The sequence below is a fragment of the Vibrio sp. CCB-PB317 genome, assembly GCF_022808245.1.
GTDB classification, from domain to species: Bacteria; Pseudomonadota; Gammaproteobacteria; order Enterobacterales; family Vibrionaceae; genus Vibrio; species Vibrio diabolicus.
Map to the genome: position 1 here is coordinate 877,692 of NZ_JALGNU010000003.1, position 20,544 is coordinate 898,235.

The 20,544-nt window shown below is 44.1% G+C and carries 15 protein-coding genes and 4 tRNA genes; 13 read left to right on the forward strand and 6 right to left on the reverse strand.

Annotation, left to right across the window (positions count from 1 at the left end; translation table 11 throughout):
• Positions 1-83: 83 nt before the first annotated feature.
• Positions 84-794, reverse strand: a complete 711-nt coding sequence (locus MTR11_RS21240) for a calcium-binding protein (RefSeq protein ID WP_005394815.1) — start codon at positions 792-794, stop codon at positions 84-86.
• Positions 795-1,341: 547 nt separating this feature from the next.
• Between MTR11_RS21240 and rluB the strand changes: the two genes are divergently transcribed.
• On the forward strand, positions 1,342-2,280 hold the full coding sequence (gene rluB, locus MTR11_RS21245) for a 23S rRNA pseudouridine(2605) synthase RluB (RefSeq protein ID WP_005376798.1): 939 nt from the start codon (positions 1,342-1,344) through the stop codon (positions 2,278-2,280).
• 186 nt (positions 2,281-2,466) lie between these two features.
• Here the strand turns inward: rluB and MTR11_RS21250 are convergent, their stop codons facing one another.
• Both MTR11_RS21250 and yeiP read right to left on the reverse strand, forming a co-directional pair.
• Positions 2,467-2,787, reverse strand: a complete 321-nt coding sequence (locus MTR11_RS21250; protein WP_005376800.1) for an HI1450 family dsDNA-mimic protein — start codon at positions 2,785-2,787, stop codon at positions 2,467-2,469.
• Positions 2,788-2,789: 2 nt separating this feature from the next.
• Positions 2,790-3,356, reverse strand: coding sequence for an elongation factor P-like protein YeiP (gene yeiP, locus MTR11_RS21255; RefSeq protein ID WP_005376801.1), 567 nt, complete (start codon positions 3,354-3,356; stop codon positions 2,790-2,792).
• A gap of 194 nt (positions 3,357-3,550) precedes the next feature.
• On the opposite strand from yeiP, the gene MTR11_RS21260 reads away from it, so the two are divergent.
• On the forward strand, positions 3,551-4,318 hold the full coding sequence (locus MTR11_RS21260) for a nucleotidyltransferase domain-containing protein (RefSeq protein WP_243328344.1): 768 nt from the start codon (positions 3,551-3,553) through the stop codon (positions 4,316-4,318).
• Here MTR11_RS21260 and MTR11_RS21265 read toward each other — a convergent pair.
• On the reverse strand, positions 4,315-6,678 hold the full coding sequence (locus tag MTR11_RS21265; RefSeq protein WP_243328345.1) for a DNA polymerase II: 2,364 nt from the start codon (positions 6,676-6,678) through the stop codon (positions 4,315-4,317). The two genes, MTR11_RS21260 and MTR11_RS21265, sit on opposite strands and share 4 nt — an antisense overlap.
• A 427-nt stretch (positions 6,679-7,105) precedes the next feature.
• Here MTR11_RS21265 and uvrY point away from each other — a divergent pair, with 427 nt between their 5' ends.
• From uvrY to nspC, 10 genes are all read left to right on the forward strand, one after another.
• Complete coding sequence (gene uvrY, locus MTR11_RS21270; protein WP_005386783.1) at positions 7,106-7,750, forward strand: UvrY/SirA/GacA family response regulator transcription factor; 645 nt, start codon at positions 7,106-7,108, stop codon at positions 7,748-7,750.
• A gap of 1 nt (position 7,751) precedes the next feature.
• The gene (gene uvrC / locus MTR11_RS21275) at positions 7,752-9,584 is read left to right on the forward strand and encodes an excinuclease ABC subunit UvrC (RefSeq protein WP_025767270.1); all 1,833 of its coding nucleotides are present in this window, start codon (positions 7,752-7,754) and stop codon (positions 9,582-9,584) included.
• Between the two features lie 46 nt (positions 9,585-9,630).
• A complete protein-coding gene (pgsA, locus tag MTR11_RS21280) occupies positions 9,631-10,188 on the forward strand; it encodes a CDP-diacylglycerol--glycerol-3-phosphate 3-phosphatidyltransferase (protein ID WP_005394805.1) in 558 nt (185 codons plus the stop codon).
• 464 nt (positions 10,189-10,652) lie between these two features.
• Positions 10,653-10,726: transfer RNA gene (locus MTR11_RS21285), tRNA-Cys, on the forward strand.
• A 37-nt stretch (positions 10,727-10,763) separates the two neighbouring features.
• Positions 10,764-10,839, forward strand: a tRNA-Gly gene (locus MTR11_RS21290).
• A gap of 77 nt (positions 10,840-10,916) precedes the next feature.
• Positions 10,917-11,003, forward strand: a tRNA-Leu gene (locus MTR11_RS21295).
• Positions 11,004-11,016: 13 nt separating this feature from the next.
• Positions 11,017-11,092, forward strand: a tRNA-Gly gene (locus tag MTR11_RS21300).
• A 911-nt stretch (positions 11,093-12,003) separates the two neighbouring features.
• Entirely contained in the window at positions 12,004-14,880 is a 2,877-nt protein-coding gene (locus MTR11_RS21305) for a pyridoxal phosphate-dependent class III aminotransferase (RefSeq protein ID WP_243328346.1), read from the forward strand.
• A gap of 18 nt (positions 14,881-14,898) precedes the next feature.
• Positions 14,899-16,143 (forward strand): carboxynorspermidine synthase, encoded by a 1,245-nt coding sequence (locus MTR11_RS21310; RefSeq protein ID WP_012841628.1) that lies wholly within the window; start codon positions 14,899-14,901, stop codon positions 16,141-16,143.
• A 103-nt stretch (positions 16,144-16,246) separates the two neighbouring features.
• Complete coding sequence (gene nspC / locus MTR11_RS21315) at positions 16,247-17,380, forward strand: carboxynorspermidine decarboxylase (RefSeq protein ID WP_005394797.1); 1,134 nt, start codon at positions 16,247-16,249, stop codon at positions 17,378-17,380.
• Between the two features lie 78 nt (positions 17,381-17,458).
• Here nspC and MTR11_RS21320 read toward each other — a convergent pair whose 3' ends face one another.
• Positions 17,459-17,971: a glycine cleavage system protein R gene (locus MTR11_RS21320; protein WP_005394795.1), complete on the reverse strand. Its 513-nt coding sequence runs from the start codon at positions 17,969-17,971 to the stop codon at positions 17,459-17,461.
• Positions 17,972-18,197: 226 nt separating this feature from the next.
• Positions 18,198-19,100 carry a DUF3943 domain-containing protein gene (locus MTR11_RS21325; RefSeq protein ID WP_031780425.1) on the reverse strand — a complete coding sequence of 301 codons (903 nt, stop codon included), beginning with the start codon at positions 19,098-19,100 and terminating at the stop codon, positions 18,198-18,200.
• Between the two features lie 193 nt (positions 19,101-19,293).
• Between MTR11_RS21325 and MTR11_RS21330 the strand changes: the two genes are divergently transcribed.
• Positions 19,294-20,526 (forward strand): CinA family nicotinamide mononucleotide deamidase-related protein, encoded by a 1,233-nt coding sequence (locus MTR11_RS21330; protein WP_053808905.1) that lies wholly within the window; start codon positions 19,294-19,296, stop codon positions 20,524-20,526.
• The last annotated feature ends 18 nt before the right edge of the window (positions 20,527-20,544 follow it).

A 20,544-nucleotide genomic window follows, 5' to 3' on the forward strand; every position in this document is an offset into this window, starting at 1 on the left:
CCACCGTCAAACAAAATAGGAGGCATCGCGCCTCCTATTTTAGTTGTCATATCGAATATCTCATTGAACTTAACTGTTTGAGATTAAGCGAAATCGAAAATGTCGATACCATTTTGTTCAGCATAGTTGATGTATGCAGAGCTCACGCCGTTTAATGTTACTTCGACATTGTATTCATCACTAGAGAATACTGCCCAGCCACACTCATTATAAGATAAAGTCAGATCATCCGCTGAATCCAAGAACGTATCTCGAATGCCATCATTGTCGGTGTCTCTGCCCATATCGAAGACAAGTTTGTCATGAAAAATATTAAAATCGACAATATCGGCTTTAATATCAATATCGTTGGAGGATACAGGTTGATCCGGTACACCAATAGCCAGGCGGTTTGTAAGCACGAAAGTGTCGTCTCCACAGCCGCCGCTCAGTACTGATTCACCATCGCCAACGACGAGCGTGTCGTTACCCCAACCCCCACTCAAGTAGTTGTTGCCTGAGTAATCAAAAATTGTATCATCGCCACAACCACCAAAGAGCTTGTCATTTCCTAATCCGCCCGATAGGAAGTCGTTGCCAAAGCCGCCAGAAACAAAGTCGTTCCCTCGGCCACCGAGCAAGGTATCGTCTCCCCAGCCCCCGAAGACAACATCATTGCCTCCGTATCCTACGAACTTATCATCACCACAGAAGCCGAAGAAAATATCGGTTGTTTCAGACCCTTTTGTACCGGTCATATCGTCATCTTGAGATGTCCCAAAAATCCAATTTAGGTCTAGATTTAGCATAGACATTGTTCTATTCCTTTTTGTCTGATTTATGCCAATCGCCGAAAATGCAGAGCTAATCTAGCTAGTTAAAATACACGATAACGTTAGTGTCATTTTTAATAGTAAATAGTGACTTACCGATGCTTCTTGTCTTGCTATGAGTGCTCATTTATCCACGATGATTGGTATTACTTAGCAGCAAACAGGGACGGCTTATTCTTCGTTGCTTTTAAAGCAACACGAACAGTAAACACACCCCAAGTGGTTATCGTTGTAACCCTGACAATTTTATCAGGTACTGCACGGTTAAAGTGGCTCGGGAAGACCGATATTAGTGGGATTCTCGCTGGGCTATATCAGCATTAAGTAGGAAAAAAGTTGCAGAATAGAGTAAATATTTTCGACGTTTTAAAGTGAATTTTTGGTGTGGAGAATGGCGCCGATTTAGCTTACATTAACTGAGAAAGTTACGTATAATGTCGGACCGAAAAATCCCACTGAAATGGGTAATCAGAAAAATACAGACCAATCCTGGTCTAGACGTCTGTGAAGACGACACATAGGTAGATAAATGAGCGAAAAGTTACAAAAAGTATTAGCACGTGCTGGTCACGGTTCTCGTCGTGAGATTGAATCGTTAATTAAATCTGGTCGCGTTAGCGTGAACGGTGTAGTCGCTAAGCTTGGTGAAAGACTTGAAGACGAGAGCAGCGTAGTTCGTATCGATGGTCACATTGTCTCTGCAAAGATTCAAGAAGAAGTGATTTGTCGTGTACTTGCGTACTACAAACCCGAGGGTGAACTGTGTACTCGTCACGATCCAGAAGGTCGTCGTACTGTTTTTGATCGTCTGCCAAAAATTCGTGGCTCTCGTTGGATTTCAGTTGGTCGTCTGGATGCGAACACTTCTGGTCTTCTGCTTTTCACAACGGATGGTGAACTGGCGAACCGCTTAATGCACCCAAGCCGCCAAGTTGAACGTGAATACCTAGTACGTGTGTTCGGTGAAGTAACTGAACAGAAAGTTCGTAATCTAGTAAAAGGTGTTGAACTGGAAGACGGTTTAGCTCGCTTTGAAGATGTTGTTTACGCGGGTGGTGAAGGCATGAACCACACGTTTTACGTTGTTATCAACGAAGGTCGTAACCGCGAAGTTCGTCGACTATGGGAATCGCAAGAGTGTACCGTTAGTCGTCTGAAACGTGTTCGTTACGGCGACATCTTCTTAGACAAGAAACTGCCTCGTGGTGGTTGGATGGAGCTTGACCTGAAAGAAGTCAACTACTTGCGTGAGCTTGTAGAGCTTCGTCCAGAGAAAGAAACCATGCTTGATCTGAACAAAGACAACACATCACGCAAACGTGAGCGTGCACGCAGCCAAAAAATTCGTCGCGCAGTTAAGCGCCATGAAGAGCGTGTTAACACGCCAAAAGGCCGCAGCAACAACCCTTCTCGTCGTAAGCCGAAGAAGACTGCTGGTGACCAAGGCGCACGTAACAAGCATCGTTAATCGATAGCAAAACATCAGAAAGGCTTGCCAATTCGGCAAGCCTTTTTCTTATCTGTTACATAACAAAAGGATCTAAAGCCGATATAGAGCAGGGGACTTTGGATAAACAAATATCTCAGCTAAACAAAAACAACAGATAAAAAATACCAGCACTAGGCTGGTATTTTTGTTCATGATGAAGAAACGTTAATCGCGTTTCCAAAGCATATGGCAGAACTTATGTTCTGGGTCTCGGCTGATTAGCATACGAGCAAATACGTCATCAAGAACGTCATTTTCCTCATTTACTAGGCCGATACGAACCTCTGCATATACTTCTTTGTCGATCTCGAAGCCAACATGTTCAACCCAGTCATCACCAGTTTCAACAAGTTCTGCGGCACCACGATCTTCAAATTGCGCAGTAAACAGAATCACGTCAGCAGGCTCTAGATTATCTGGAGCCATTTCAAGGAAAATGTCGTACGCTGCGTCGATGACGTCGTCGTAAGAAATCAAATCAGACATGCTTATGCTCGGCTCATGTATTTACGTTCAGCTGTGTTAATGATAACACGGTCACCAGTTGCAATGTACTCAGGAACCTGGATGACAAGACCTGAAGCGAAGCGTGCTGGTTTAGTACGAGCAGATGCAGAAGCACCTTTGATTGAAGGGTCAGTTTCTTCAATCACTAGCTCAACAGAAGATGGTAGTTCAATACCCACAGCAGCACCGTTAACAAGGATAATGTGGATACCTTGTGTATCTTCGTTGATGAACAGCATGTCGTCTTCAACTTCATTGTGCTTGAATGTGTATTGTGAGTAGTCTTCGTTATCCATGAAGATGTGCTCATCGCCGTCAGCGTATGAGTACACAACTGCACGTTTGTTCATTTCTACCGTTTCAACAACGTCATCAGACTTGTAACGCTCATCTACACGTGCGCCCGTGTTTAGATCTGTACAACGCATTTTGTAGATTTTAGCGCCGCCACGACCGCCAGGAGTCGTTACTTCGATGTCTTTAACTAGAAGAGTTTTACCATTAGACTCGATTGCGAAGCCTTTTTTGATTTCACTTGCCTTTGGCATTGTATATTCCTATTCATACTTATTAAGCAAAACTCGGTGATTATAGCGCTAAGTTAGCCGCCTAGCATTAAAATTCATTGCAGAAATTTGTTGTTACTCCCATGACTAAACACCTGAATGGACTTGATTCAGTGAGTCGGCTAAGAGAACATATAGCTCAACTTCTTGAACCATCTGAGATCACGTTTTAAGTCATGTCTCTGCCTGTTATCGATCCTAAACAACCATTTCAACCAGAGTTTGCGCCTGTAATTAGAGAAGTCACCGCTTGTCTCAAAGGTGGACTGGGGCAAAACTTACACAGCGTTTATGTGTATGGTAGCGTCGCTCGCAAAACAGCGGTCGCTGGGAGGTCGAACTTAGACCTGGTTGTCGTTACTCAATCATCCTTTGAGCACAATCGCGCGACTTTGCTCAACACAATTAAGTGGCGTGCGCAGCAGAGTTACCCTCAAGTTAATGGTGTATCGGTCCGTACAGCCTTAGTGAGTGAAGTAGCTAATTTAGATAGTATTTTCACTTGGGGCTTTATGCTTAAGCATTGCTGTGTCTGTGTTTATGGTGATGATCTAGCAGACTGTTTTGGTGATTACGTCCCAAGTTGGGAAATTGCTAAGCACTGGAATATGGATGTGGAAGATTGGATTACGGTGTATCGCAAAAAAATCGTACAAGCGAAGACGATAGAAGAGCAGGTGGCCGCCCAGCGCGTGATTGCTAAAAAGTTACTAAGAGCGTCATACTCTTTGGTGATGTATCGAGATAAACGTTGGTTTGATGACCCTATACAATGTGGCAAGGTATTCTTAACTTATCATCCTGAAAAGCAGCTTGAGATCGAGCGGCTAGAAATTTTACTTTCTGGCCGGGGTATTCCCAAGCGTTCTGTTATCGGGCTAATTGATGCGTTTGGTGATTGGTTAGTCAAACAGTACCAGAAAACAGAGTTTCGTATCGGTTAAAACAACCCCATTTGAGGTGCTGAAAGCCTGTCAAAATCCGTCCCAATGAAAGGGAGAATCGCATCTGCAACGGGTTTGAGTTGTTTATCAATGTAATGTTGATAATCAATCGGGCTATTGAGGTACTCATAAGGTTCAGGACCGTTCACGGTTATAATGTATTCAATTCTTCCTTTGTTTTGATACTGTAATGGGCGTCCAAGCTTGGCATTTATCTCATCCGCTAAACGAGCTGCACGCACTTGTGGCGGGACGTTCTTCTGATACTCATGCAGTTTTCTGCGCAGTCGCTTTTGATACACTAACTGTTCATCAAATTCACCGTTGTTAGTTTTCTCAACCATCTCTCGGACATAGTCGCTTGGGTCTTCACCATGGAAAATCATGCTATAGAGTGTATTTTGAAATTTCTGTGCTAATGAGGTCCAGTCAGTACGGGCGCTTTCTAACCCTTTAAATACAATCCGCTCTTGCTCTCCTTCACCGATTAAACCCGCATAGCGCTTTTTCGAGCCAGTTTCTGCGCCACGAATCGTTGGCATAAGGAATTTGCGATAATGGGTTTCATATTCGATTTCCAACATAGATGTTAGGTTGTACTCAGAACGCAGATGTTCCTGCCACCAAGAGTTGATGTAATCAACTAATTGATTTCCAACAGCGTCAGCTTCTACTTGACTGTATGGTCGATTCAACGACACGAATGTGGAATCCGTATCGCCGTAAATCACTTGATAGCCTTGTTCCTCAATCAGTACTTTAGTTTGCTTCATGATCTCATGTCCGCGCATGGTAATACTAGAAGCTAATCGAGTATCAAAGAAACGACATCCCGATGAACCCAGTACGCCATAAAAGGAGTTCATGATGATTTTGATTGCCTGAGAAAAAGCTTTTTCATTGTTCTTTTTCGCGACATCACGTGCTGCCCAAAGCTTTTCAATCATTTCTGGTAAAAAGTGTTTCGTACGATGGAACTGTCCACCGCGAAAGCCAGGAACAGCTTGATTATCTTCTTTTCCAATATCGAGTAATAACCCCTCAACCAAACCCATAGGATCAATCAAGAAAGAGCGAATAATCGATGGATATAGACTCTTAAAGTCCAATACTAAAACGGAATCATATAGGTTAGGGATGGAGTCCATCACGTAACCGCCGGGGCTCGCAATCCAATTTTCTGGGTGTAGGTTCGGGGCAACATAGCCTGCGCGGTGTATTTGCGGCATGTATAAGTTAGTGAATGCCGCTACCGAGCCACCGACACGATCCAGTTCTACACCAGTGAGGCGAGAGCGTTCAATTGCAAAGTCGAGCAGGTGAGTGTGATTGAAAATCTTGTTCACCAACACGCAGTCTTGTAAGTTATATTTAGCCAGCGATGGTTTGTCGGAGCGGTACATACGATTGATCTCATCCATACGGTCATGAACGTTGTGGATTTCTTTACCTTCCCCCAAGAGTTCTTGAGATACAGACTCTAATGACCAAGATCGAAAGTGGTAAGTAGCCGTTTTTAGCGTATCGATACCATCCATCACAACTCGCCCGGGAATGGAGATAAACCCTTGTTGGCTTTGAGATGAACTTCTAAAAAAGCTGGCTTGGTCTGCTCTGCCAAGCATTAGCTTCATGTTGTGCCATTCTGCTCGTTTGTGTAGCAGGCGAAAGTCAAAATCAATGACGTTCCAACCGACAATGACATCGGGGTCGAATTTTTTAAACCAATCGATGAGTGCTTCTAGAAGCGCCTTTTCATCCTGGACCCATTGTATCGGTGTATCCGAAGGTTCTGGTTCTCCGATCATGATAACGCGGGAATCCATGACGCTGTCTAATCCGATGGAGTAAAGAATGCCTTTCTCAGAGCATTCTAGATCTAACGAGACAACGTTTAACTTCGGCTCATATTGCCCCGTACGGCATTTTGCGTTCTGGACGCGTTGGTAGCCATTGGTACGAGTCACATTGCCTGTAAACTCAATACTGCCTTTAATAAAACGCTCCATGAGGTAGCGATCGGCGAGGCGAATATCACTTTCGTAAGTGGTGATATCATTTTGAGCGAACGTGTCTTTAAGTGTGAGAGCGTCTCTGGTTACGTTGGTATAGCATGCAGAAAGAGGCGTATGTTCAAACGTTTTGAGATCCAAAAGGCGGATGTCGACGGGTATGTTTTTTTCTCGCGCGAGTGTTTTTGCTTGCTCTGAGTGTTTCTGAGCGATGAAAAATACTGGCTTCTCACCATTAATAATTAACTGAGTAGGACCTGCTTCTGTCGAAAGCCACAGCTCGATTTGAGTTTGACCTTTGATGTCTCGTGCCTGTCGAGTAAGCAGAAAGCCTTGTTGGATATTCAAATGTGAGAAACCTTAGAAAACTTGAAGAACGCTAGTTTAACATTAAGAACTGTAAAAATAACCAGTAAAGAAAACGGTTCAAATTTTTGCTGGAATTAGTGATTACAAGTTAGCCTCTGGTGCAAGAGGGATAGTGTCATTTTAAGTTATAGCGTGTTTCTCTGGGCAATATGAAACCTAGTTACTTGATTTATTGTACTTAATGTTGTTAATTGTCTTTTCTTAGATTTCGGTTCTGCTCATCACGCTCTAAAATAATAGAGTGGTTTATGAATAAGTTCTTGCTAAAGTTTGCGTTTCAGCACATATTCATAGAAAGCAATTTTTTGTCGATTACGTTAGTATATAGGCAGGCATACTGATATCCACATTTAACAAATAATGGTTATGTGGGTGCAGAACCAATACAAAGTGTGGAGATACAAGTTTGATAAATGTTTTCCTTGTAGATGATCACGAGCTGGTTCGCACAGGGATACGACGTATTATTGAAGACGTCCGTGGAATGAACGTAGCAGGAGAAGCTGACAGCGGTGAAGATGCAGTAAAATGGTGTCGCAGTAATCATGCTGACGTCGTTTTAATGGACATGAACATGCCAGGAATTGGTGGCTTGGAAGCCACTAAAAAAATTCTTCGCGTGAATCCTGATGTGAAAATCATCGTACTTACCGTTCATACAGAAAACCCGTTTCCAACCAAGGTGATGCAGGCTGGTGCGTCTGGTTATTTAACCAAAGGTGCTGGCCCTGATGAAATGGTGAATGCGATTCGTGTAGTTAATAGTGGGCAGCGTTACATCTCACCAGAGATTGCGCAGCAGATGGCATTGAGTCAATTTTCTCCAGCCTCTGAGAACCCTTTTAAAGACTTATCCGAACGTGAATTGCAGATCATGCTTATGATCACCAAAGGTCAAAAGGTAACGGATATTTCTGAGCAACTTAATTTAAGTCCAAAGACAGTCAACAGCTATCGCTACCGACTCTTTAGTAAATTGGACATTAATGGTGACGTTGAGTTAACTCACTTAGCGATTCGCCACGGAATGCTGGACACCGAGACCCTTTAGTGTGAATCCTCCCTTCGATTCGGCTTCCTTTCTCAAGACAGTAACTCATCAGCCCGGCGTTTACAGAATGTACAACGCCGAAGCTGTTGTAATCTACGTAGGTAAAGCCAAAGACCTAAAAAAGCGCCTTTCAAGCTACTTTCGAAAAAAAGTAGACAGTGAGAAAACTCGCGCGCTTGTCAGTAATATCGCCAAAATTGACGTCACAGTGACTCACACTGAGACAGAAGCGCTCATCTTAGAGCATAACTACATCAAGCAGTATTTACCGAAATACAATGTTTTGCTGCGAGATGATAAGTCTTACCCTTATATCTTTATTAGCGGTCATAAGCACCCACGGCTTTCTATCCACCGTGGCGCCAAGAAGCGCAAAGGTGAATATTTTGGCCCCTACCCAGATTCTGGTGCAGTAAGAGAAACATTGCATTTGCTGCAAAAGATATTTCCTGTGCGCCAGTGTGAAGACACTGTCTATTCCAACCGAACGCGTCCATGTTTGATGTACCAAATTGGCCGTTGTGCAGGGCCATGCGTTGATACCATCATTTCTGATGAAGAATACGCAGAGTTGGTTGGCTTTGTGCGCATGTTTTTGCAAGGCAAAGACCAGCAAGTACTCAAACAACTGATCGAGAAAATGGAAGTTGCCAGTCAGCAATTGCGCTTTGAAGATGCCGCTAAATTCCGCGATCAAATTCAAGCGATTAGACGTGTTCAAGAGCAGCAGTACGTCTCAGAAGACAGCATGGATGATATGGATGTACTCGGGTTTGCTCAGGAGAATGGTATCGCGTGTATCCATATCCTGATGATACGCCAAGGCAAAGTGCTTGGTAGCCGTAGCCATTTTCCGAAAATCCCACAAAATACAAGCCAGCAGGAAGTGTTCGATAGTTTTCTGACTCAATACTATTTGAGCCATAACGAAGCACGCACGATTCCTTCTCGTATTATTTTGAATCAAGAGTTGGCAGAAGATATCGCGCCAATACAGAAAGCGTTAAGTGAAGTTGCAGGTCGTAAGGTTCATTTCCATACCTCGCCAACTGGCTCTCGAGCAAGGTATCTCAAGCTTTCGAACACGAATGCACTAACGGCGATTACCACCAAAATCAATCACAAGATGACGATTAATCAGCGTTTTCATGCGCTTCGCGAAACATTGAAGTTGGAGTCTATTGCTCGAATGGAGTGTTTTGATATCTCTCATACCATGGGGGAAAGTACGATTGCATCGTGTGTGGTGTTCAACAATGAAGGCCCCGTTAAGCAGGAGTATCGTCGCTATAACATCACTGGGATTACCGGTGGTGACGATTACGCTGCAATGGGACAAGCGTTGGAGCGCCGCTATTCGAAGCAATTGGATGTAGAGAAAATTCCCGACATCATCTTTATCGATGGTGGTAAAGGTCAGTTAAATCGTGCGCATGATATTATTTCGCAATATTGGGGTGATTGGCCAAAGCGTCCCATCATGATTGGTATTGCGAAAGGGGTCACTCGCAAACCAGGCTTAGAAACGCTGATTACAGTCGATGGGGACGAGTTTCATTTACCAAGCGATGCTCCAGCGCTGCACCTTATTCAACATATTCGTGATGAAAGCCATAACCATGCTATAGCGGGGCATCGTGCTAAGCGAGGTAAAACCAGACGTACTAGTGCACTTGAAGGGATTGAGGGAATCGGCCCTAAACGACGTCAGGCGTTACTCAAGTACATGGGTGGGTTACAAGAACTTAAACGTGCAAGTGTCGAAGAAATCGCCAAAGTACCGGGAATAAGTCACTCTTTAGCAGAAATTATTTTCCAAGCATTGAAACAATAAGGAAAATCGCGCAACATTAAGCCGCAATGTGTAAGAGAATAATAAAATGCGTTTGAATATCCCGAACATTCTGTCTCTTCTTAGACTGTTCCTAATCCCTGTTTTTGTGGTTGTCTTTTATCTGCCTTATTCATGGGCACCGTTTGCAGCAGCAATGGTGTTTTGGGTAGCGGGTTTTACTGACTGGCTTGACGGTATGTTGGCCCGTAAACTTGGCCAAACTTCTCGTTTTGGTGCGTTTATTGATCCTGTTGCTGATAAAGTGCTAGTGGCAACGGCATTGATTTTAATCACGGAACATTACCATTCAATTTGGGTGACCATTCCAGCGGTAACGATGATCGCGCGAGAAATCATTATCTCAGCATTGCGAGAGTGGATGGCTGAAATCGGTAAGCGAGCGAGTGTTGCGGTATCTTGGGTTGGCAAAGTAAAAACTGTTTCGCAAATGTTCGCCTTATGGGTGTTGATATGGCGTTACGATGAATGGATGGTTTGGCTAGGCTTTGCGGCCTTGTATGTGGCAACTTTCTTGACATATTGGTCAATGATTCAATATTTAGCTGCTGCGAAAGACGATCTGTTGAATGAAGAGCACCATTAAATTCTGATGTTAGAAAGCAGGCTTAATAGCCTGCTTTTTTGTATCTAAGATAATCTACAGCATTTCTTTGCTTCTCACGTTTTTCAATGCTTGCTAACGGCCATGCTTGAAATTTGTATCTGGGGCTTTTGCTTCGATAGAGTTCCATATGTGATCTAAGTCTTGTTTTCACCCTTGGAGAGTCTCAGAGAAGCGAGCCTCCTGATTATTAACGCTTCAATACACGTAACGCACGGCCATCAGTGTAAGGCGTAGCCAAAGTTTTATGATAAACAAGTGTATTTAAGCGATTTTTAGTATTAAAACTAAGCAATCTACCGTCTTTCGCACAAATTCTAGTCAAACGATTTAAAAAAATAAAAATAGTATTGACTCGATCGCTCGAATCCGTAGAATGCATCCCGTACCCAAGAGAGCACAGCTCAGTAGGGTGGTGAAAGAAGCTTAGCTTTATTCACAGATGAGGCGCCTTGGCAGAGTGGCTATGCAGCGGATTGCAAATCCGTGGACCTCGGTTCGACTCCGGGAGGCGCCTCCATTATTCTTTTGAGAGTGAATGGCTTTCGAGAATAAATGCGACACTAGCTCAGTTGGTAGAGCGCAACCTTGCCAAGGTTGAGGTCACGAGTTCGAACCTCGTGTGTCGCTCCAAATTTTATTGATATGGCGTTAGCGGTATCAGATGGTGTTTTACTTTTCTGTAAAGGCCCCACAAAGAATATTTGTGTGCCCTGGTGGTGGAATTGGTAGACACAAGGGATTTAAAATCCCTCGACGTTCGCGTTGTGCCGGTTCAAGTCCGGCCCGGGGCACCATCTTATATTAAATGCGACACTAGCTCAGTTGGTAGAGCGCAACCTTGCCAAGGTTGAGGTCACGAGTTCGAACCTCGTGTGTCGCTCCAGGTTTAAGGCCCAGCATCAAAATGCTGGGCCTTTTTTGTATTTCTTAAAATCTTAAATTTCTTCTTCGCGATGTATTTCTTTAAGCACTGAGCTCCTTCAGCTTACTAACTTAACTCCTTGTTAATTTTAGCCATAGCAACGTCACTTCATGGCCATACCTATCCGACTAGTTTAAGTTTAGTCAATCAAAGTTCTGTGAATAAAGACTCATCGATTTAGGCTGAGCAGTAACGTAAATACTAGCTCTGTTAAATGCCTTGGATACTGAAAATAATGTTCTACGATTAAAGAGTGGTATGTTCATAAACCGTTTTGGTTCATGGCGCTGATATTGTAAGGATATTTGTTTAAATAACAGGTATTTGAGAAAAGAAGAAAAGCGTTGTAGATGAGTATGAATGTACAAATATCACTAGGGGGAACTTTGTTGTGATTTGCGTCACTGTTACTAATATGAAAAATCGTTGCCAGAAGATTTTATTTTGTGATAAATTCGCGCGCAATCTCGGAGCGTAATTAACAACGTTTGATCTCTGGGGGATACGCGTAGTGACCATTCAAGCTGATTGTGACACTGCGTAGGGTAGGTATCGGCAAAGCCTTTTGTCGATAGACGGGATACTAATGCTGTAAAAGCGGCATATTAATGGGAAACCCAACATTGAAACCTTTGAATAAACACACACTAATCAGCTTCATACTGCCGAAATGTCCTGTTTTACAAAACGGGTGCATTACGGAACCTTGATTAATCCCTTTTACATATAAAGTCACGAATATCGTGGCAGATGATCTGTATTTGTCATTTTGCACTGACAAATGCGGAGGGGTATACACACCTCCTGTAACTTCATTCCAATGATTATTAATACAGGATATAGAATTATTATAATTCAAGGGATTATGTAGTATGAGCACTGCCTTTGAAGTCGATAGCAATATCGCAAACATTTTTTCGTCTCAGGTTCCTATCGTTGAGGGAACGTATGACTTAACGCCAGATCAAGTATTGATTGATCAGGCTGAGCATGAATCTGAAGTGCGTTCTTATCCACGTCGCTTGCCAATCGCAATCAAACAAGCTTTTGGTTGCTTGGTTGAAGATACACGTGGACAGATCTTTTTAGACTGCCTTGCGGGGGCGGGCACTCTAGCTTTGGGGTATAACCATCCTGAAATAAACCAAGCTCTGAAAGAGCAATTAGATTCGGGTCTGCCATATCAGACGCTAGATATTGCAACATCAGCAAAAACGACGTTTATTCAATCTGTTAAATCTTTTCTTCCTCAAGAGTTAAGTGAGAACAGCGTTATCCAATTTTGTGGTCCGTCTGGAGCCGATGCAGTTGAAGCCGCGATCAAACTCGCGAAGCAGACTACTGGTCGCAACACCATGTTTGCTTTTCGTGGCGCATATCATGGTATGACTAACGGCACAATGGGCATGATGGGCAACCTAGGTACGAAAGCGCGTCGAACTGGTTTAATGTCAGACGTGCACTTTATGCCTTTCCCATACAATTTGCGTTGTCCATTTGGACTTGGCGGTGATGAAGGTGCGAAAGCAAGCATTCGCTATATCGATCGTCTTTTAAACGATGATGAATCGGGCATTATGAAGCCTGCTGCGATCATCGTTGAGCCAGTGCAAGGTGAGGGTGGTGTTGTTCCTGCGCCAGCATTCTGGCTGCGAGAGTTACGTCGTATTTGTGATGAACACGGTATCTTACTGATCTTCGATGAGATCCAGTGTGGTGTTGGTAAAACTGGCTACAATTTCGCATTTGAAGAGTCGGGCATTGTTCCAGATATCCTGTGTTTATCAAAAGCTATTGGCGGTGGCTTACCAATGTCGCTATTGGTTATCAACAAGCAGCATGATACTTGGAAGCCGGGCGAACACACAGGTACGTTTCGTGGCAATCAGTTAGCCATGGTCTCTGGTGCGAAAGCATTAGAAATCATCCAGCGTGACAATCTGGTTGAGCATGCCAATATTGCGGGCCAGTATTTGCGCTATGGTCTTGAAAGCATTCAAAAGCGCGTGAACTGTATCGCAGAAGTACGTGGCAAAGGTTTGATGCTTGGTGTGGAGATTAAAAATCCAAACGGCGAGCTCAATAAATTTGGCGAACCTCAAGCGGATAGTGAACTCACTCTTTCCATTCAACGCGCAGCACTTGAGCGTGGCTTGATCGTTGAGAAAGGCGGACGTGAAGGTGCAGTAATTCGCTTCCTTCCTCCTCTTATCATCTCGTTTGAGCAAATCGACTTTGCTTTACGTGTATTTGAAGACGCGATTTTAGCCGCCGGCGGTAGTCACATCGGCACTCAGCCACAAGATGAATGGAAGAAGCATTTCATCCACACTGGAGAGTTGGGCAGCAATGAGTTTGCTTCGGTGATGAATCACACTACGACAGCAATGAAATCAGTGTTTGAACAGGTTGCTGCACCATACTCAGGTATGGATCCAAAAGCATTGGAAGCAGCGATCCATGCTGTTGATCTTGACAATAAAAATGCGCCTCTCAAAACGGTTATTGATGATGCTGCCGAGTTGGTCGCAAAAAACGCGATTTTTACTCAACATCCAGATTGTATTGCTCACCTTCATACTCCACCGTTGATGCCTGCTATTGCCGCAGAGGCAATGATTGCGGCTTTGAACCAGTCAATGGACTCATGGGATCAAGCTTCATCAGCGACTTATGTTGAACAGAAAGTTGTGAACTGGCTATGCGATAAATACGAGTTAGGTGAAAAAGCGGACGGTATCTTCACGAGCGGCGGCACGCAAAGTAATCAAATGGGTTTGATGCTTGCGCGTGATTGGATTGCTGACAAACTCAGTGCGCACTCAATTCAAAAGCTTGGCCTTCCTGAATACGCAGACAAGCTGCGTATAGTGTGTTCGAAAAAATCCCACTTCACGGTTCAAAAATCAGCGTCTTGGATGGGATTGGGTGAAAAAGCGGTTATGACCGTCGATGCTAATGCCGATGGAACGATGGATGTCACTAAGTTAGACGAAGTTCTAAATCAGGCAAAAGCAGAAGGTTTGATCCCATTTGCAATTGTCGGCACAGCGGGTACTACGGATCACGGTGCTATTGATGACCTAGACTTTATCGCCGATATGGCAGCGAAACATGACATGTGGATGCACGTCGACGGTGCATACGGGGGAGCTCTGATTCTAAGTAGCCAAAAAGCCCGTTTGAAAGGTTGTGAGCGTGCACACTCCATCAGCGTAGACTTCCACAAGTTATTTTACCAAACCATCAGTTGTGGTGCGCTGTTGGTGAATGACAAGTCTAACTTTAAGTTCCTGCTTCATCATGCAGACTACTTGAACCGCGAGCACGACGAACTACCGAACTTGGTGGATAAGTCTATTGCGACAACTAAGCGTTTTGATGCGCTAAAAGTGTTTATGACGATGCAAAGCGTGGGGCCAAAAGCCCTAGGCGATATGTACGATCATTTGCTTGATCAGACGCTTGAAGTTGCGGACATGATTCGAGATAACAAACACTTTGAGTTGTTGGCTGAACCATCGCTATCTACGGTTCTGTTCCGCGCGACACATGAATCAGCGGATCTTGATGAACTGAATAAAACGTTGCGCTTAGAAGCGTTAACACGCGGTATCGCGATATTGGGTGAAACCATTGTCGACGGTAAAACTGCATTGAAATTTACGATTTTGAACCCGTGTCTGACGACGGCGGACTTTGAATCTTTGCTCTCAAAAATCAATACGCTAGCGGCAGAGCTAGTTTAACAAAGGTAACGGAAAACTATGGCAATTCTACAGATTGGTGCAGGCGGCGTTGGCTGGGTAGTTGCACATAAAGCAGCACAAAACAACGACGTTCTGGGTGATATCACAATCGCATCACGTACCGTAGGTAAGTGTGAGAAAATCATCGAATCGATTCAGAAGAAAAACAATCTGAAAGATTCAACTAAGAAACTAGAAGCTCGTGCGGTAAACGCGGACGACGTAGATTCTTTAGTTGCTTTAATTAAAGAAGTGCAGCCTGACTTAGTGATCAACGCGGGTCCTCCTTGGGTGAACATGTCTATTATGGAAGCATGTTACCAAGCTAAAGTGTCATACCTTGATACATCTGTTGCGGTTGATTTGTGCTCTGAAGGCCAACAAGTACCTCAAGCTTACGATTGGCAGTGGGGCTACCGTGAGAAGTTTGAAGAGGCGGGTATCACAGGTATTCTTGGTGCCGGTTTCGATCCGGGCGTAGTATCGGTGTTTGCTGCATACGCGGTGAAACATCTGTTCGATGAAATCGATACTATCGACGTAATGGATGTAAACGCAGGTGACCACGGTAAGAAGTTCGCAACTAACTTTGACCCAGAAACGAACATGCTTGAGATTCAAGGTGATTCCTTCTACTGGGAAAACGGCGAGTGGAAACAAGTACCTTGTCACTCACGTATGCTTGAGTTTGAATTCCCGAACTGTGGTTCACATAAAGTGTACTCAATGGCGCACGACGAAGTTCGATCTATGCAAGAGTTCATCCCGGCGAAACGTATCGAATTCTGGATGGGCTTTGGTGACCGTTACCTGAACTACTTCAATGTGATGCGTGATATTGGTCTGTTGAGCCCAGATCCACTAACACTGCACGACGGCACGGTAGTCCAACCTTTGCACGTGCTTAAAGCGTTGCTGCCAGATCCAACGTCACTAGCTCCTGGTTACACTGGCCTAACGTGTATCGGTACTTGGGTTCAAGGTAAGAAAGACGGTAAAGAGCGCAGTGTGTTCATCTACAACAACGCAGATCACGAAGTTGCATACGAAGATGTTGAACACCAAGCGATCTCTTATACTACTGGCGTACCTGCGATCACCGCGGCTTTGCAGTTTTTCCGTGGTAAGTGGGCAGACAAAGGCGTGTTCAACATGGAGCAGCTAGATCCAGACCCATTCCTAGAAACCATGCCATCGATTGGTCTAGATTGGCATGTTCAAGAACTGGAGCCAGGACAACCTGTTATCCATAAATTGAAGTAAGAATTTAGCGACTCTTATTTGTACGTTTAAGCCGATGCACTTGCGTCGGCTTTGTTCGATTTTATAGTGCCTTTGCTAAGGCGAAGGGACGTAAGGTATCAAAATGCAACAAAACGAACTAAAAACGCCATACTTCATGATCAATGAAGACAAGCTGATTGAGAACCTAGAGAAAGCAAAACAGCTAAAAGACATCTCTGGTGTGAAGCTTGTATTAGCACTGAAGTGCTTCTCAACATGGGGTGTATTCGACATCATCAAGCCTTACCTAGACGGAACAACCAGCTCTGGCCCGTTTGAAGTGAAGCTTGGCTACGAAACGTTCGGTGGTGAGACACACGCATACAGTGTGGGTTACAGCGAAGATGACGTTCGCGACGTGGCGGACATCTGTGACAAGATGATCTTTAACTCTCAGTCACAGCTAGCGGCTTATCGTCATATTGTCGAAGGTAAAGCATCGATTGGCTTGCGACTAAACCCAGGTGTGAGCTACGCAGGGCAAGACTTAGCAAACCCAGCTCGTCAATTCTCTCGTCTTGGTGTTCAGGCTGATCACATCAAACCGGAAATTTTTGATGGTATTGATGGCGTAATGTTCCACATGAACTGTGAGAACAAAGACGTGGATGCGTTTATCGGCTTACTCGATGCTATTTCAGAGCAGTTTGGCGAGTACCTAGATAAGCTGGACTGGGTAAGCATGGGTGGCGGCGTGTTCTTCACATGGCCGGGGTACGACATCGAGAAGTTGGGTTTAGCGCTTAAAGCATTCTCAGAGAAACACGGCGTACAAATGTATCTAGAGCCGGGTGAAGCGATCATCACTAAGACAACCGATCTTGTTGTAACAGTGGTTGATATTGTGGAGAACGTGAAGAAGACGGCGATTGTCGATTCAGCAACAGAAGCCCACCGTTTGGATACACTTATCTACAACGAGCCAGCGTCCATTCTTGAAGCATCTGAAAACGGTGAACATGAATACGTGATTGGGTCGTGCTCTTGTTTAGCTGGTGACCAGTTTTGCGTGGCGAACTTCGAACAGCCTCTCGAGATCGGACAGCGTCTGCATATTCTAGATAGTGCAGGTTACACCATGGTGAAACTGAACTGGTTTAACGGTCTACGTATGCCTTCGGTTTACTGTGAACGCTCGAATGGTGACATTCAAAAACTGAATGAATTTGACTACTCTGATTTCAAACGTTCACTGTCTCAGTGGTCAGTGAAATAAAACGTATTGAGTATTAGAACGACAAAGAGCAGCTGAATTGCTGCTCTTTTTCATTGGAGAAGCGTTAAAGGTATGCAGTTAGCTTTCTACAATTACACGAGTGTCTTCACTCAGAGATTCTAACTCATTAGCCACGTCCTCTATCTCTAGCTCGCTAGGCAATTTAATCGCCATTTTTGCGCTGAATAAGCTGGAGCTTACCCCACCGCCGCCTGCAATGAATACGCGTTGGCAATCCATATCTAGAATTGAAATGCCTTGATTATCGAGAACGTGAGTAATTTCATTCACAATACCTGCTCTATCGTTGGCATCTAAGCGAAGCTGAAAGATGGTGTCTTCACGATGCGAGTGAGGATCTGAGTCAACGAACCTAACCACAAGAGTTTGACATGAAGAGAACGCCTCTTTAACGATGTCGGCATTTTCTCTTGGAAGCTCTACTTTGATGACACCAGCAACTTGATCTTCGATAAAGTTTACTTTGCTTATCAGCCATTTACCGCCATTTTCATGAGTAATTGCTGCGAGCTCTTTGATGGTTGCGGGTGACGCTTGTCCGACAAAATTAACAATAAATACGGTGTTCATAATGTCCCCTCCTGGAATAAGGTTTGGACGCAGTACGAATAAACGTGCTACTTAAGTTATTGGAATAAATCCTTTTATTTAGTGTAGGTGCTAGGAGAGGGTTATGTTTGATGAAAGTCAATTTTTGACACTAATTCGTGAAGCAAATAATTAAAACGATGTTTAGGGCACAAAAAAGCAGCCATCATAAGGCTGCTTTTCTACTGAGTATCAACTCAAGTCAAGGCTAAAATGTTACTTTTAGTTCGACACCGTAAAATTGGCTATCGTAGTTGGCGCCTGCGTCCATTGCGAATTTTGCGACGTCTTGATTACCAAACCAAGGTGATGAATTAAATTGTAGTTCTGCACTACCGCCCCATGCATCGGTTACCCAATAATGGATATGCCCAACAGGGTTTAGGAAGAAGAGTGATACATCACCGACGGTTTCAGAGCCCATGACTTCGCCGCCGTTTGCTACAATATCTTGCTCAGCAGTGAGCATCATTTCGCCAACCACAGCACCAAAGAACGGCGTGATAAAAATATCCTGCCAAGATGGCACTTCTGCAAATGCCTCTACTCCGTACTCCCAAAAGAACGTTGACATGGTTGCGGAGTACAAGAATGACTGAAACTCGTTATAGCCAGCGTGGCGTGCGGCTGTGTAGTAAACGCCGCCAAAATAAGGGTGCATGATGTAGTTGAGGACATGTTCATCACGATCCCAAACAGGCCCGTCAGAGACATTATCTTTCCATTTTTGACCCAGCTTACTCATGTCTCGGTCTTCTTCGTCCCACTTAGTGATACTTTCTGGAAGGAAAGTCATCATACCAACGGTTGCGATACTCAGGCCAAGAATGGTGTATGTTTGACCCATGAGGTAATCCCAGTCTTTATCTTGAGGGATTATGAGATGTTTAGGCTGAAGCCCTGCATCAAGATTTAATGAATCATCATTATTCTGTTCAAACATAAGACCGCGATTTTGAGACTCGAAGGTGTACAGAGTCGTCGTTTCGCAGTAACCTGACAAGCAATCAGGTGTGTAAGAAAACTCCGTATGACTGGTCATATCGTACTGACTTGCGTGCGCAAGCGCTGACGAAGTCAAGCAAAGGCCAGTTAGAGTTTTCTTGAACATGGATGATTTTGACACAAAGGTCTCCGAGTTGATGGTGTGATGATCGGGCTCGCAATTATCCCTCAAAACATCAACCATTTAAATACTTGATCCTTATTTAGTCCCAATATATCTCGTCGAGATTCGTCCAAATAAAAAGAAAAATAAGCACTATAACGAATAATAGGATTGTGCTTATGTTCAGGAGTCAGTTGTGAAAATAGCAATGCTTAGTACCGGTGAGGAAGTGCTCCACGGTGATATTGTTGATACTAATGCGGCATGGTTATCTAGCCTGTTTTATCAACATGGATTTGGCTTAACAAAGCGCTCAACGGTTGGTGATAGCCTGTCGAGCTTGGTTGAAGAGTTTTTAATGTTGAGCTTCAACAATGACGTGGTGATCGTGAATGGTGGTTTAGGGCCAACGACCGATGATATGAGTGCGGCCGCCGCAGCGAGAGCTGCTGAGTGTAAACTCGTGCTTTTCAAAGAGTGGTTGCAGCATCTAGAAAGTTTGTATGCTCGACGTGGCATCCCAATGCCAGACAGTAACTTAAAACAAGCCATGCTACCAGAAACGGCTGAGATTCTGGATAACCCGATAGGCACGGCCTGTGGTTTCAAGATGCTGATTAATGATGCCATTTTTTATTTTACGCCGGGTGTGCCAAGTGAATTTAAGCTTATGGCAGAGACGCAAATTTTGCCTGATCTGAGAAGAGCTTTTCCAGAGGTGCAAGGTTCATGTTGTAGTCGAATCTATACGTTCGGCCTTTCCGAATCCGGCATCTCGGACAAGCTTGATCAGCTAAAACTTCCTCAAGGGTATGAGCTTGGTTATCGCTCTTACTTACCTTTTATTGAAGTGAAACTCTTTGGCCCTTCTGACCAGCTTGAACAGCGTTTGAAGTTGGTACAGATGATCAATAAGCATCTTGAAAGTAATACCGTTAGTATTGATTTACCTATGGTTGAAAATGTCGGCCAGCTGTTGGTGGATAAAGAGTTAACCGTGTCGGTTTCCGAAAAAAGCAGTGGTGGATACTTAACTTATTGGTTAAATAGTGATGAAAACGCTGAAAGGCAACTTGGACATGGTTGGGTACTACCAAGCCAGACTCAAGCGATGAGCAACAGCGGAGACCCATTAGCAGAAACGTTTGCTCTGGCAGGAGCGACGCGAGAGAAGTGTGGGACGGATTTATCACTCGTCACTGGCGATATTGAAGAGGGTGTTTTTTCCGTCGCTTTATCGACACCGTCAGGCGAGTGGGGAGCGTTATATAAACTCTCGAAAAAGTATCCGCGCAATGATCAAGTTAAAGTGATCAGCACGGCAGCACTAGACTTGTTGCGTCGTTACCTAGAACGTAAACCGATGTTTGCACATTATGCATTTTTAGAGAAAGTTAAAGAGATGCATCTCCCAGGTAGTGCTTTATAACCAGAGACCTATAACAGC